This is a genomic window from Endothiovibrio diazotrophicus, from assembly GCF_054657215.1.
On sequence record NZ_BAAHXB010000143.1, the window covers coordinates 1 to 13624 of the forward strand.

At 62.3% G+C, this 13624-nt stretch carries 13 protein-coding genes; 10 read left to right on the top strand and 3 right to left on the bottom strand.

The genetic code is table 11. From position 1 onward, the window contains the following. Positions 1 to 217 precede the first annotated feature (217 nt). The 7 genes from ACYQ2W_RS23185 (at position 218) to ACYQ2W_RS23215 (ending at position 9766) form a co-directional block, all read left to right on the top strand. Complete coding sequence (locus ACYQ2W_RS23185) at positions 218 to 1303, top strand: patatin-like phospholipase family protein (protein ID WP_459872818.1); 1086 nt, start codon at positions 218 to 220, stop codon at positions 1301 to 1303. Between the two features lie 16 nt (positions 1304 to 1319). After that, positions 1320 to 2360, top strand: coding sequence for a cyclic GMP-AMP synthase DncV-like nucleotidyltransferase (locus tag ACYQ2W_RS23190; protein WP_459872820.1), 1041 nt, complete (start codon positions 1320 to 1322; stop codon positions 2358 to 2360). A gap of 122 nt (positions 2361 to 2482) precedes the next feature. Beyond that, on the top strand, positions 2483 to 4066 hold the full coding sequence (locus ACYQ2W_RS23195) for a ThiF family adenylyltransferase (RefSeq protein ID WP_459872822.1): 1584 nt from the start codon (positions 2483 to 2485) through the stop codon (positions 4064 to 4066). Further along, positions 4063 to 4575: a Mov34/MPN/PAD-1 family protein gene (locus ACYQ2W_RS23200; protein WP_459872842.1), complete on the top strand. Its 513-nt coding sequence runs from the start codon at positions 4063 to 4065 to the stop codon at positions 4573 to 4575. The genes ACYQ2W_RS23195 and ACYQ2W_RS23200 overlap by 4 nt, the downstream gene beginning before the upstream one ends. Positions 4576 to 4959: 384 nt before the next feature. Next, on the top strand, positions 4960 to 6894 hold the full coding sequence (gene mobH, locus ACYQ2W_RS23205) for a MobH family relaxase (protein WP_459872824.1): 1935 nt from the start codon (positions 4960 to 4962) through the stop codon (positions 6892 to 6894). Continuing rightward, positions 6891 to 8231 (top strand): integrating conjugative element protein, encoded by a 1341-nt coding sequence (locus tag ACYQ2W_RS23210; RefSeq protein WP_459872826.1) that lies wholly within the window; start codon positions 6891 to 6893, stop codon positions 8229 to 8231. The genes mobH and ACYQ2W_RS23210 overlap by 4 nt, the downstream gene beginning before the upstream one ends. Further along, entirely contained in the window at positions 8231 to 9766 is a 1536-nt protein-coding gene (locus ACYQ2W_RS23215) for a conjugal transfer protein TraG N-terminal domain-containing protein (protein WP_459872828.1), read from the top strand. Before ACYQ2W_RS23210 ends, ACYQ2W_RS23215 begins: the two co-directional genes overlap by 1 nt. Positions 9767 to 9836: 70 nt before the next feature. Here the strand turns inward: ACYQ2W_RS23215 and ACYQ2W_RS23220 are convergent, their stop codons facing one another. Continuing rightward, positions 9837 to 10046 carry a hypothetical protein gene (locus ACYQ2W_RS23220; RefSeq protein ID WP_459872830.1) on the bottom strand — a complete coding sequence of 70 codons (210 nt, stop codon included), beginning with the start codon at positions 10044 to 10046 and terminating at the stop codon, positions 9837 to 9839. A gap of 356 nt (positions 10047 to 10402) precedes the next feature. On the opposite strand from ACYQ2W_RS23220, the gene ACYQ2W_RS23225 reads away from it, so the two are divergent. From ACYQ2W_RS23225 to ACYQ2W_RS23235, 3 genes are all read left to right on the top strand, one after another. After that, positions 10403 to 10618, top strand: a complete 216-nt coding sequence (locus tag ACYQ2W_RS23225; RefSeq protein ID WP_459872832.1) for a hypothetical protein — start codon at positions 10403 to 10405, stop codon at positions 10616 to 10618. A gap of 392 nt (positions 10619 to 11010) precedes the next feature. Continuing rightward, positions 11011 to 11217: a hypothetical protein gene (locus ACYQ2W_RS23230; protein ID WP_459872834.1), complete on the top strand. Its 207-nt coding sequence runs from the start codon at positions 11011 to 11013 to the stop codon at positions 11215 to 11217. Positions 11218 to 11256: 39 nt separating this feature from the next. Next, the gene (locus ACYQ2W_RS23235; protein ID WP_459872836.1) at positions 11257 to 11628 is read left to right on the top strand and encodes an aspartyl protease family protein; all 372 of its coding nucleotides are present in this window, start codon (positions 11257 to 11259) and stop codon (positions 11626 to 11628) included. Here the strand turns inward: ACYQ2W_RS23235 and ACYQ2W_RS23240 are convergent. Further along, the gene (locus tag ACYQ2W_RS23240) at positions 11625 to 12305 is read right to left on the bottom strand and encodes a helix-turn-helix domain-containing protein (protein ID WP_459872838.1); all 681 of its coding nucleotides are present in this window, start codon (positions 12303 to 12305) and stop codon (positions 11625 to 11627) included. The genes ACYQ2W_RS23235 and ACYQ2W_RS23240 overlap by 4 nt on opposite strands. Positions 12306 to 12522: 217 nt before the next feature. Then, positions 12523 to 13500, bottom strand: coding sequence for an integrase (locus ACYQ2W_RS23245; RefSeq protein WP_459872840.1), 978 nt, complete (start codon positions 13498 to 13500; stop codon positions 12523 to 12525). Between the last annotated feature and the right edge of the window lie 124 nt (positions 13501 to 13624).

Sequence of the window (13624 nt, forward strand, 5' to 3'; positions counted from 1 at the left end):
CCAGCTGTTCCCGGCCGTAACCGGAACTTAACTGCCTTCTAGCTAACCCGTCACTTATGCGAATACCGATCGGTGGAAGGTGAATAAGCCAATTAGCAGAAGATATGTTGCCTCGCCTGCCCGACTAATCTCACAAGATATTTTGGTACTGCGCCACTTGAAATGGGCTGCATCACCCCAATAATTTTGTGACTAACATCACGAAATGAGAGCGGAAGTGGCGGAAACGAAACCCTTTCGGGTGCTGTGTCTGGACGGTGGTGGCATGCGTGGCGCGTACCAATCCGCCTACCTCGCTACGTTCGGAGACCGGGTTCAAGACAGCCAGAAGCGCGAGCAGCCCCTCGACATTGGTACTGCGTTCGACCTGATCGTCGGTACCAGTACGGGCGGGATTGTAGCGTGCGGCTTGGTTGCTGGTGTCTCGTTGCTAGACATCCAGGCTTTATATGCTGAGGCTGGCCGTAAGATTTTTCCGATGCAATGGGCGCGTGCCGTTCCTGGGCTCAGGCTGTTCGTGAGAGGATTTGGCGTGGGGTTGCGCAAAGGCGACGAGGCATTGCGGAGTACCCTGAGGCGGACCTTGGGCGACGAAACGGTAAAGTCTGTGTTCGACGCCCGCGGAATCGCGCTGGCCGTGCCAACGCTGGACATAAATCGTCATGCGGCGGTCGTTTTTAAGACGCAGCACCTCAAACGACTCAACGGACGAGACAACGAGCGCTCGCTAGTTGATATCTGTATGGCCACCAGTGCGGCGCCGATTCTCCGATCAATGGCCAGACTGGACGAGCCCGGTGGCAACGGGGCCAAGGCGACATACGTGGATGGGGGGCTCTGGGCCAACAACCCAGGACTCATCGGTATGATGGAGGCGATAGAGATCCTGAACGATCGTGAGCAACACCGCCCGATCCACCTGTTTATGCTCGGCACGTTGCCCTCCCAAGGCGGTGAAGAGGTAAGCAACCGCTCTCTCCACCGTGGCGCAGGCGGGTGGCTCTTCGGGCTTCGGGCTATCGCGGCCAGTTTGAACGCACAGGCCGTGGGATATGACTACCTCACCGCCAAGATGGCCGAGACGCGGGGTGACGGTAGCTTCGCATTCCGATTGCCCGCGCAGTGCCCGTCCAACGAATTGCGTGACTACCTCAACAACATGGATGACGCGCGCCCTAAGGTGCTCAACGCGCTTGCGCGTCAGGCCATTTCTGATGTCGACTTTGCTTGGGCTTCCCGCGCAACGGAAATGAAAGCCTTCCGTTCCGCCCTGGCTGACGCCAAACCTAGAATAAACAGCTAAACGATTAAGGATACATATGGCTGACATTGACTGCCACCGGGAGATGACGGGCTTCCACAGGAATAACGTCACACTTTCGAATAAGCAACAGGCTGAGATGCGCACGCGACGGGACGCCGGGAGAACTCGTTTGAAAAACGGTCTCGACGAGGCGAAAAAGCCGCAGCCTAAGGAAGTTCATTCACAGGGTTCGTACCAGATGCGCACTATGGTGCAGGATGGCGACAACGACTATGACATCGACGACGGCGCCTATTTCGCGTATGACGACCTTAAGGATGATGATGGTGCTACGCTCACGCCTCTGGCAGCTCGCCAGCGGGTTTGCGACGCGCTGGCGTGGGACGGCCGCCTGAAGCAGGAGGCTACCGTTAAGTGCAACTGCGTTCGCCAAGTCTACGCCGCAGGCTACCACATCGACATTCCGGTCTACCGCATCGTCACCACCAAGGACAAGAACGACCACCCGGTGGAATACTACGAACTGGCAAGCGGAGACGAGTGGACGCGCTCAGACGCTCGGGCGGTGACCCGCTGGTTTAACGGCCATGTAGGCGAGCTAAACGCTGGCGAGTCGGACGGCAGTCAAATGAGGCGCGTCACCAAATTGACCAAGAAGTTCGCGCGCCGAGCTGTCTGGAAAAACAAGACCACCAGCGGAATCTGCATCACCAAATTGGTCGTCGATCATTTTAAGGATAGCGTTGACCGGGACGACAAGGCGCTGCGCGAAACGTGGAAGGCCATCGACGCAGAGCTCCAGAAATCTACCGAAATCAAACATCCGGTGCTCGACATCAAGCTGGCATCAGCGGGGGACCAAGAGGTCACTTTCTTCCGCGATTGCTTGAGTGATGCACTCAAGACGCTTGAGGTACTGGATAAGTCCGATTGCACCCGAAAGCAAGCGCAGAAAGTCTGGGATGACGTGTTCGACACCGACTTTTTCACTAAACAGCCGAACGACGGTGGCGATAACGGAAGTAAAGGTTCCGCCATCAAGGTCACATCGGCGGAGACGGCTCGACGCAATGATGGTGGCGGGAGGTTCGGCTGAGAACGGAAGTAGAACGTATTCAGATCACGCGTGAGATCGAAGCTGGCCTCGAGCGATATCGTCCAGGCCGGTGGCAGCGGCTCGGCGCGGATGAGCTAAAGAAGATCTGCAAGGGGTTCGAGATGGGCTGGCGGGTGAACGTTCCTACGGGCTCGCTCGAACTGGAGAAGGTCGACCACTTGGTCTTGGCCGTCGATCCTGTGTTCCCGCATTCACAGCCCAGGGTCTTCGCGCCAGCGGCGGGTAATGAATACGGCTGGCCGCACGTCGAACAGCAAGGTCTATTGTGCTTGCGGTCTACTCGGGACGCTGTACCGATCGGCGATAGAGTTGCGGCGCATCTCAAAGATGCGGAAGAGTTGCTCAATTTCTCCAGCGCAAAACGGCGCGAAGAGTTCGAGCGAGAATTCACTGCTTATTGGTCGCAGCGGGCTACAAATGGCTTTGATCACGCACGCGTGCGAAGTCTCGTGTCTCCTGGCGGAGTGACGCGCGAAGTCGTGTACTTTCTTGACGCGCGGTTCAATTGCTACGTCATCGCCGATGACATGGAAGCTCTCAAGCGTTGGCTTCGCAACACCGGGGTGAATCCCGGCAACAAGCAAATCTATCAGACTTGGCTATTCCGCCTTTCGCGACCTTGGACACCAAGCGAATTCCCGGAAACTGGCGAGGAGATCGCTAAGCTTGTACCGCAAGACGCTGTTCACAAGTGCCTAGAACCTGGGTTACGGCCACCATTTCTGTTTGAGGTGGAGACCGATACCGGCGCTGCGTTCGCTGCAGTGGTGTTGCGCGGCGCTGAACGCCGCGATGTGCTCCGGGGTTTTCGGCATTTGTCGCGGGTACCGCCTGCACGCATCGTCAATTCCTATAAAAACCGCCCTGTCGAGCGTTGCAGGGTCGCGCGAGTTGATGGAGCATGGGTTCACGGTCGAGATCATCCATCGAGTCATATATTGATCAAGAACCGGAAGGTGGCAATCATCGGCTGCGGTTCGATCGGCGCAGCTGTGGCGCACCTTCTCGCGCAGGCAGGTATTGGCGAATTGATCTTCGTCGATCCTGATAGCCTGACCACGGCCAATGTTTCGCGGCACCCGCTTGGCGTCTCGCACGTCGGCTTGAACAAGGCGTCCGCACTGCAAATTCTTTTGCGACGTGAGTTTCCTCACCTGACGTTCGAACATGCATTTTCGAAGCGTTTCGAAGCGCTTGGTCCTAAGGAGCTTGATCAACTTGCTGGTTCTGACCTGATCATCTCCGCGGGCATCGACTTCGATGGGGAGGCTGCTCTCGACCATTGGCGAGGAAGGTTGCAGCGGACTCCCGCGCTCTTAAGCACTTGGACCGAGGCTTATGCTGCCGCAGGGCACGCCGTTTTGCTTTACGGCAACGCCTCTATCCTGTCTGGATTCGACGAAGAAGAGCGACCAATCTTCAGATTAACGGATTGGCCTGATGAGGCTGGTGCCCTCATCGTTGAAGCCGGTTGCGGCAATACCTTCCAGCCTCACGGTGTGATCGACTTACACCCCACGGTAGGCATGGCGGCCGGACTGGCGATCGATACACTGCTGGACAAGGTTCCGATCTCGTGTCGTCGTGTATGGATGGGCAATCCTACCGTTGTGGAAGACAATGGGGGCATGCTCCGAGAAACTTTTACCGACCGGCATACCATGCGCGAGTTCGTTTGGCCATGATCTCTTTGTTTGGAAAGGCGGCGCCGATTCGCTCAGTAGTTGGTCATCTCGACGACATCCACCAATCACTGTTGATTGCATTACCGGTATTGCGGCATGTGGGTCGATACCGTCAGTCGACGCCTTGGGCGACCGAGGCCGGCGGCCAATTGTTTGGAATCATAAATGCTAGGCAGGTCTGTGTTACCGAGGCGTCAGGACCCTATGCTAGTGACGAGCGGTCGAGGCACCGCTATCGCTCCAACCCGGCTGCGGCACAACGTGCCATTGAGGATTACCATACGCGGCGACTGCTATATCTTGGTGAATGGCACACTCACGCTGAAGACCACCCTAGCGCTTCGAACCTAGACAACGACGCCATGCGACGCTTGATGGCCAGCTCACAACTGAACAGTAGCGCGTTACTGATGATGATCGTCGGGCGAGTACCGGGCGCCTCGGGACTAGGGGTGTGGAGCATCTCTAGCGAGGTCATATGCCAATGGAGTCTCAGAGAGAGCGAGTAGGTTGGGGCGGTAATGTGGGAAGCCGAGGCCCTTTCCTTTCGCCTTCAGCTGTTAGGCGGCCGCGATGGGTCGGTTGTCGCCAATCAGTTTTCGCTGGCCAACGTCTGCATTTGGGTAGCAGCAGTCATTCTGATACCGAATTAATCTGTTTTTGATCGGGCGTACTCGACATTCTATTGAAGAGCATCCATCCTGTGCTTTCTCCCACCAAACGCAGATTCCGTTCTTCATTCATCACCGGTCGATAGTCTCAAATCACTGCCGACTTCTCGGCGTATGAATCACTTGGTGAAGTCTTCCTGGCGATTCACGATGACGCCCCATGTGGCCGTTGTCCTTCCTCCCTGAGAATCGAACGTGTTCGGCGGCGCCCGGAGGGCGCTGATGGGCGCGCTCGGCCTTGCCCGTCGGTCTTCCCCTCCGGTACCGGAAATCGACCTCGCCTGTCTCGACATCACCCGCCTGCCGGTGCTTCGCGCCCCGGCGCTGTTCGAACTGCTGGACCAGCGGGGGCGACTCGCCGCCATCAAACGCCTCACCGCGCTCCCCGACGCCTACTGGAACGTACTCTGCCTGCCGGTGATCCACGCCTACGCCGAGCGGGTGCAGTTGCTGCCCGCCTCGGTGGCTCATCACCACCCCGGTCCCGGTGGCCTGCTGGTGCATACCCTGGAGGTGGTGGAGTTCGCCCTGCGCCGGCGCAAGAGCCACAGCCTGCCTCAGGGGGCGCCCATCGAGGTAGTGGCGCGGCTGGAGCATCTCTACACCTACGGGATCTTTCTCGCCGCGCTGCTGCATGACGTGGGCAAGCCGGCTGCGAACTTCGAGCTGCGGCTGCTCGATTCTCCATCCGGCTCCAAATCGCGCCCGTGGTCGCCGCTGGGGCGCCCCATCACCCACGAGGGGGCGACCCACTACGCCTTCACCTACCGCAAGGCCCCCTACACCCTGCACATGCACGTCGGGCCGATGATGTACGGCGTGCTGGTGCCCGCTGCCGGGCGCGCCTGGCTGGGGCGGGAGCGGGCGCTGCTGGAGCAGTTGGCCGCGTGGCTCTACGGCGACACCTTCAACGCCGGGGTGCTCGGGGAGATCGTCCATCACGCCGACCGAGCTTCCACCGCCGAGAGTTTTCGCCACGGGGTCCAGTCGCGCTTCCCCTCGGCGCCGGAGCCGCCGCTGGCCGAGCGGCTGCTAGATACCCTACGTCAGTTGTTGGCGGAGGGGCGCTTCAAGCTGAACCGCAACGGCGGGGGCGGCTGGAGCACGGCGAGCGAACTCTTCCTGGTCTGTGTGCCTGCCGCCCAGGCGATGATTGCCCGGTTGCGCGAGTTGGGGGTGACGGTGCCGGACGACAACCAGCGCATCTTCGACGCCCTCCAGGAGGCGCGCTTCGTGGTGCCGACGCCGGAGGATGCCGCGATCTGGCGCGTCCGGGTGACAGGGGAGGGGTACCAGCACACCTTCACCATGCTGCGCTTTCCGCTGTCGCGGTTGTTTCCATTCGGGGACTATCCGGAGCCGTTCGTGGGAACGCTGGAGCCGGTGGAGAAGGAGACGGCGAGGGTGGCAATGCACCCGGAACGAAGCGTTTCCGAAACTTTTCCGGCGGAAACATCCGCTGTTCGCGATCCAGTCATCAAGGCTCCGAAACCGACGGAGCTGAAGGAGGAGACCCTGCTTGCCGCACCACTGGCGGAGGTCGATGAGCTGGCTGACCTCGGCGCCTCCGCGTTGGCGTCGGTCGAGTTCGATGCTTCTCCGCTCGATGAGGACCGGGAAAGCAGAGCAGGGGAGGGCGTTGCAGACGTTCCGCCCGGCGAGATCGATCTTCCCGAGCCCCCAACTACGGCGCCGAGGAGTGGAAATCCCAGCGAAAAGGCCATCCGCGCCCTCCCGCTCCCCGAAGGACTTACCGACAACGGCCAAGCCTTCCTCGCCTGGCTGTCCGCCCGCCTCGACGGTCTGGAGCCCGACGGCGACGGCATCAGCTACGGCGGCGGCACCGTCAACAACCGCGCCGCCATGGTTCACCTGGTTCAGGAGGGGATGCTGCTGGCCAGCCCGCGGATCTTCCACGCCGCCGCCGACGAGCTGGCCGGCGAGATCAAGTTCACCGCCCTCCAGACCGGCCTCAAGAAGTCGGGCCTGATCGAGACCCACCAGCCGGGCAATCGCAACGTCCTCTTCTACGAGGTGCGCAAGGGCGGCCGGAAGGTCTCCCAACTGCGCGGCATGGTGATCCAGGAACCGGGCCGGCTGTTCCAGAACCTCCCCCGTCCCAATCCGCTGCTGCATCGCGCCGAGGAGCCCGCATGAGAACCATTCTCCTGTCCACCCTGCTGTTTGCCGCTGGGGCCGGGGCCGCGCCCGCGGCCGCCTTCGAGCTGAACACCGCCCCCGAGCTGGTCTACGAGCTGGGCGGCGCCGCGCCGGTCTCCGCCCCGCTGAGCGATACCACCACGCTGCCGGTGGGGCTCGGCGTGCGCGGCGGCATCGGCAACGTCTGCGGCCGGTTCGACCCGTCGCTCGCCTTCGAGCAGACCTTCGACCGTATCGCCTCCGGCGCCGATCACGCCATCGCCATGGTCCAGGCGCTGCCCGGCGCGATCCTCTCCAATCTGCCCCTCTACCTGATCCAGCGCGCCGATCCCGGCGCCTACGAGCGGCTGATGAACTTCATGCTCAAGGCCGAGGAGACGGTGAACATCGCGGTGAAGCGCTGCGAGACGATGCAGAGCGAGGTCGCCCGCGGGGAGAACCCCTTCGAGGACCTGATCGTCCTCTCCCGCGGCGAGAGCTGGTCGGCGCGGGTCGGCGTGGACGATATCGTCACCGCCGCCGACTCGGTGGACGATACTGGCGGCGACGGCGGCGTCACCTGGGTCGGCGGCCACGCCCGCGGCGGGGCGGGTCAGCCGCCGGTGCGGATCGTCGCCGATACGGTGAGCGCCGGCTACAACATGCTGCTCGGCCGGCGTGCCGACGATCCGACCACCGGCGATATCGATACCCGGCTGGGGAGTACCTGGCGCAGTCCCGCCGACGCGGTGGCCTGGGTCAACGATGTGGTCGGGGAGAGCCGGCTGCAAACCGCCCGCGGGGGACAGCCCGAGGGGCGGGCGGGGCGGGGACTGCTGCCGAAGGTGGAGGCCGAGGGGAACACCGTGGCCGAGCAGCTCGCGGCGCTGGTGGAGGAGGGGAGTACGCCCACGGCCTCGGATCTTCAGACGGTCGCGGCGCCGGGCGTCCCCATCACCGCGGCCACCCTGGAGGCATTGCGCGGACTTCCGCGCAATGAGCGAGGGCTGGCCACCGAACGGCTGGCTTCGGAGGTGGCCCTAGCCCGCACCGTCGACCGGGCGCTGATGGCCCGCCGCGTGGTCCTCGCCGGACGCATGGAGCCCCACTTGGCGCGGGTCGAATCGGTGCAGGGCTACCTGGAGCGCAACGTGCTGGGCACCCTCGACCGGGAGATCGACGCGCTGATGCTGGAGATGCGGGTGCGCCGCGAGGTGGTGAGCGCCAGCGCCGCCACCCTCGCCGGCATCCAGCGACGGGTTGGCCAGGACCCGGCGACCCCCAATGATCCCCCGTCTCGTTTCGAGGAGGGCGCCCCCTTGATCGATGACAATGACTCCACGGGAGGTGAGTAATGACCGGCTACCCAACGGGATCGTACCTGGAACTCTACACCAGCTACTTCGGCTGGGTCTGGTACAACCGCTTCTATGAGATGGTGACCGCCCTCGGACTCCATCTGCTGCCGCTGCTGGTGATCCTGGTGAAAAACACCTGGGAGCCGATGAACACCCCGAACGACAAGGCCGCCGCGGTGCTCTCGGTCAACCGCAGCTTCCTCGACGTGCTGGCGGCCCTGCTGGTGATGACCCTGGCCTTCGCCCCGGCGATCACCCTGAACGGCAGCCAATTCCAGTACGCCAATGAAGACGGCCAGACGGTGACGGCCGCCGCGTCGGGCACCACTTACGGCCCAGGTACCGGGGCCTTCAACGACGTGACCCCGCCGGTGCGGGTGCCGGTGCTCTGGTATCTCGGCATCCAGGTGGCCAACGGCATCAACCGAATGGCGGCGGCGATTACCCCCTCCACGCCGGATCTACAGCGGCTGTCACGGGAGCTGGCCGCCCTCAACCTCACCGATCCGCGGTTGCGGGCCGAGGCCAACGACTTCTACTCCCAGTGTTTCCGTCCGGCCCGCGCCCGCTATCAGCGCCAGCGCCCCGATACCGCCCAGACCCGCGCCCTGTTGACGCAGTACGGTATCGACGACACCGAGTGGATGGGCTCCCACCTCTTCCTGGAGACCGAGGGTTACTACAAGGCCTGTCCCGGTGCCCTGGATCAGTGCGAAGGGCCGGGCGAGCGCGCCCGCCAGCCGGTGGCCGGCTTCGAGTCGGCCCACGCGGGGACGGTCTACGCGGGACGGCCCGACTGTGACGAGTGGTGGACCAACCGCGACGCCGGCCTGAAGGGGCGGCTGCTCGCCAATGCGGGATTCGACTGGGGGACCTGGAGCCAGCTCGCCGCCTGGGTGGGGGGCACCGACCGGGTGAAGGCGGAGGACGCCGCCATTCAGCGGGTGCTGTTCAACGCGCCACCCAACTACATCAACCGGCAGGCCCGCGGCCACGAGTCGGGGTGGTTCGAGTACGCGGTCAACTACGGGATCAAGGACGCGCTGGAGATCGTCGGCACCGGGCTGGCCGCTGGCACCTACGCCCTGATCATGGACATCCTGGTCGATGTGCTGCCGATGGTGCAGGCGGTGCTGCTCTTCGGGCTCTATGCGGTGATGCTGTTCGCCATCGTGATCAGCGGGTTTTCCGCATACACCGTCATCAATCTCGGCTTCGCCATCTTCACCGTGCTCTTCTGGACCACGTTGTGGCACCTCGCCTACTGGCTGCACAACAATCTGCTTGCCGCCATGTATCAGACCGAGAACGGACTGGAGGCCTTTCTGCGGGGCGGGGCGGTTGGACACCACAACGACTGGGCGCTGGGGATCGTCACCGGGCTGTTTCTGGTGGGGGTGACCTATCTATGGGTGTGGGTGATGAATATTGCGCGGGTTTCCGTGCTGCACGGTGCAGAAGGCTTATCCAGCCAACTGTCGGGAGGGGCGGATTCCGCCGCGAAAGAGGGCCTTAACGCAGTAAAGAGGTAAATGGGATGTCAGGAACGGATTGGAGAAACCGTAACACGAGGTGGGTAGAGGTCTTCCTCAGAATCCCTATCTAGTCTCCATGAATGCCCGGCATTCTGTAGATCCCTTGCTCATCGTAGTAACCACCGCTACCCCAACTTTTCTTGTGGTCTACGTTTATTCCCCAATCCTCGCGATCAGGAAACACGCTTAGTTCCTCCTCGGCATTCGGCTGGCTATTGTCCCTGCCAGCCTTGAGGGCGCCGATCGCAATGATCAACAGAAGTCCCAGAATCTCCATTGCGTTACTCTCCCTATCGTTGTCACAATCTGTGTCTTTCGGTTTCAGTATATTCAGGATGGGAAAGAGTTCAAGTTTGCATCTTCCGAGCGGGCTATCTCGATAGAGCAATGATTGGCTCAAGACCTATTGGGATTTGAAATAAGTTCGCCGCGGTGTGTTCCGACCCAGAACGGAAGTCCTTGGCTCCTCATGGAGCGTCCTTTCGCCAGCGGCTCCCAGGCTGGCAGCCCTCGGGCCGGGAGCGTGTTGCAGATCGATCCATTGGCCATCGTCGGATGGCTTCCACCCTGGCGGGGAGTGTGCTCCCCTCCGGGGAGGCGTTTCTCCCCCAACCGAAAAACGAGGAGAACGTCATGACCAGATCCGCACTGGTACCCCGCGAGTCCGCATCGCTTCCGGAGGAGTACGCCACAGGCAGGGGCATCGAGATCCGCGCCCCGTGGCTCCGTCCGCTCCTGGGCCGCGCGATGCGTTTGGCTGCAAGCATCGCGGTCATGCTGGCCAACGGCCTGACCCTGGCCGTTCAGCGAAGCCCGCGAACCGTCGTCCGGTTGCTGCTCGGTAGTTGAGCGATCACGCTCCCCGCCCCTTTTTGGGAGCGGGGAGTGCCCTTCTTGGGACGGCATCCGCCTCAATCGACCTTTTGATTAATTAAAATTTGCCACCTCGAAATCGCCGCCATCGGCGGAGGTAGTGATACTTGCCTCGACCTCCGCCCCAGGTACGTTATCTTCAGTAATACCGCGGCCTGCGTCGATGAACGGCACGCGAAAGGGTCGGGAGTCTCCTGAAGGCCCTGTAACGCTTTCCTGCACGCTTTGCGCCCCCACTGTAAGTGTTGTCGTACAACAGGGCTACACTGAATGTAGTGCTTTTTGCGCATCGTTTACTATCATTGCCCTCGTCGGAAACACATTTAATGAAACATTCAACGCCTGATCGTGAAGCTGCGCGGATTGAGATGATCGAACGAAACTACGCTGCGTTCCTGGCGGTTCGCGAGCGCCTCCTGGCGACGCATCCCGACGAGTATGTGGTGATGCGGGAGGGGGAGGCGGCGCTGTTCGGCGCCACTGCCGCGATGGCCGATGACGCGGCCCGCGAACGGTTCCCCGATGGTCTCTATTCGATTCAGCGTTGCATGGTCGGGCCGATGGCCCAAGGGTAACGCATGCCTTGTTGGACAGGATTGCCGGGACCGAATGGATTGTTTGTACCGGTTACTTTGGGGCGACCGGGGAGTGACGAGTCGCTCCAGACGCAGGGACTGATCGATACCGGGAGTACGGTCTCCTGTATCTCCGCCGCCCTCGTGGAGCGGCTCCACCTGGAGCCGATCGGCAAGGAGGCGGTCCTCACCCTCTCGGGACCGGTGGAGGGGCTGACCTATTTTCTCGATGCGGGGTTTCCAGTGAACCTTCCCGGCCTGGGGTGGCATGGGATCTACACCATCGAGCGGATCGCCTGCCTGGCGTTCGCCGCGGAGCGGCCGTACGAGTTCCTGATCGGCTGGGACCTGCTCGGCTCCGCCCAAGTCACCATCAACGGACCCGGTCGAATCGCCTCCATCTGCTTCTAACGGCCTTCGGGCACCACCCCGAGCAGCCGGTCCCCTTCACCCACCTCGGAGAGCGGAACCACCGTCGGCGTCTCCGCCCCGCCCCGCCGCACCACCGCCCAATCGACCGGGCTCGCGTCCCGCTCGATCACATGGACCCGCATGGCGCCGGCCTCCTCCCGAACGCCCCACACCTCGGGGTTATGCACATGGTGGTTGTGGACCATGTGGAGCGGGACGGGGTGGCCGCTTTGTAGTGGCGCTCGCTGCATGGCACCGACAAAGCCGGAGACCAGATCGGGGTGGGCGGGGTGGCCGGCCACCTGGTTCCGGTGGAGGACGCGCACCACCTCCTCGAACGCATCGGGATCGGCGGTGATCCCGCGCTCCTGGAGCGCCCGGTAGAGCTGGCCGGCGATGAGGTAGGCCGGTTCGAACTGTTCGCCATCGGCGGCCACCACCAGCGCCCCCGTCTCCCGCGGGCCACGTCCCGTGACCAGCCACTCCAGCGAGACGCCCAATCGGGTCGCCGCCGGCAGGAGTATCTTCTTCAGGGAGATGGAGTTGCGCCGAACCCACTGTTCCAGGGTTCGCACGCTTACCTCCAGCCGCTTGGCCAGGTCCCCGTCGGTGGAGCAGTGTTCCACCGTCTTCAGCCGATCGAGAATCGCCCGGACGGAGAGCGCATCGTCACTCATGGGGTCCCCTCATTATTCGATGAATGGACGGGTTCGTTTTTTTGGCGTAGTGGTGAGGCGAATCCTAGCAGATTGTGGTCGTTCCCGCAGGGAGATCCCTACGTTTTTGAGCGGCAGAGTGCGAAGCCGGGGGAAGGGTGCAGGGGATCTGTGCCCGCCAATTACCGGAGCTTGGGGGGAGGGCTGAACAGCGTGGCGTATGCCGTCCCTCCGCTCGTCATCCCAGCTTCACTGCCAAATCCTCTGCTCGCAGGTGGGTATAGCGCTTCAGCATCTCCAAGTCCTTGTGGCCGGTGATCGCTGCCACCTCCATCATGTTGAGGCCTCGCTCGAAAAAGCGGCTGGTCGCCTCGTGGCGCAGATCGTGGAAGCGCAACCCCGCCACCCCGGCCTTCTTGCACAGCCGCCGGAACTTGCTCGTGATGACATCAGCGGAGGTCAAGGTCGGAAACACCTCCTCGCCATCGCTTCGGTGCTGGAGTTCACTCAACACCTTCACCGCCCGCGAGGAGAGCGGTACCACTCGCCGTTCCCCGTTCTTGGTTTCAGGGAGTGCGGCGGTGCGAGTTTTCAAGTTGATCCTCGGCCACTTCAGGGAGCGCAGCTCTCCCGACCTCATCGCGGTCTCGATGGCCAGGGTGATCAGCTCACCGTAGGGAGCGTCGGCCACCTCCAGCAAGCGGTTCTCCTCATCGCCCTCCAGACGGCGATCCCGGCTCCTCGGCTTTTTGGGCTTGCGCACGACGCTGACCGGATTTCTCAAGCTCTCCATGCCCCACTCCTTCGCCGCCACGACGTACACCTGAGACAGAATGGAGAGGTCGCAGATGACGGTGCCCGGATTTCTTCCCTCGGCGAGACGCTCGTCCCGGTAGGCGGCAATATCGGTGCCGCGAACGGCGGCGAGGGTGCGCGTCGCGAGGGGGTGCGCCATCCAGCGACGGATTCTCCCGCTATCTTGTTTGGCGCCCTTCTTGGTGGGCGTCACCTCGCGCAGGTAGCGCTCCAGCGCCTCGCCGAGGGTGGTCTGCTCGGCTTCGGCGCGGGCGATGACGCGGCCGTCCAACCCTTTTTCGACGGCGCGTGCCCACGCTTCACCTTCGGCGCGGGTCGCGAAGCTCTTGGACTGCGGGGGATACCCCCTCTTCCGGATCTGAACCTGCCAGTGGGTGCCGCGTCGGCGGATGGTCGCCATCTTCCTGCTCCTCTCCGCTAACCCATATTTAACAGCTAAATTTTTATTAATCCGAAAATCAACAAGTTGCGATTTTTCTTTTCGGCGAGTGGCACTACAAACTCGCCATTCTTCGATAGGGTGG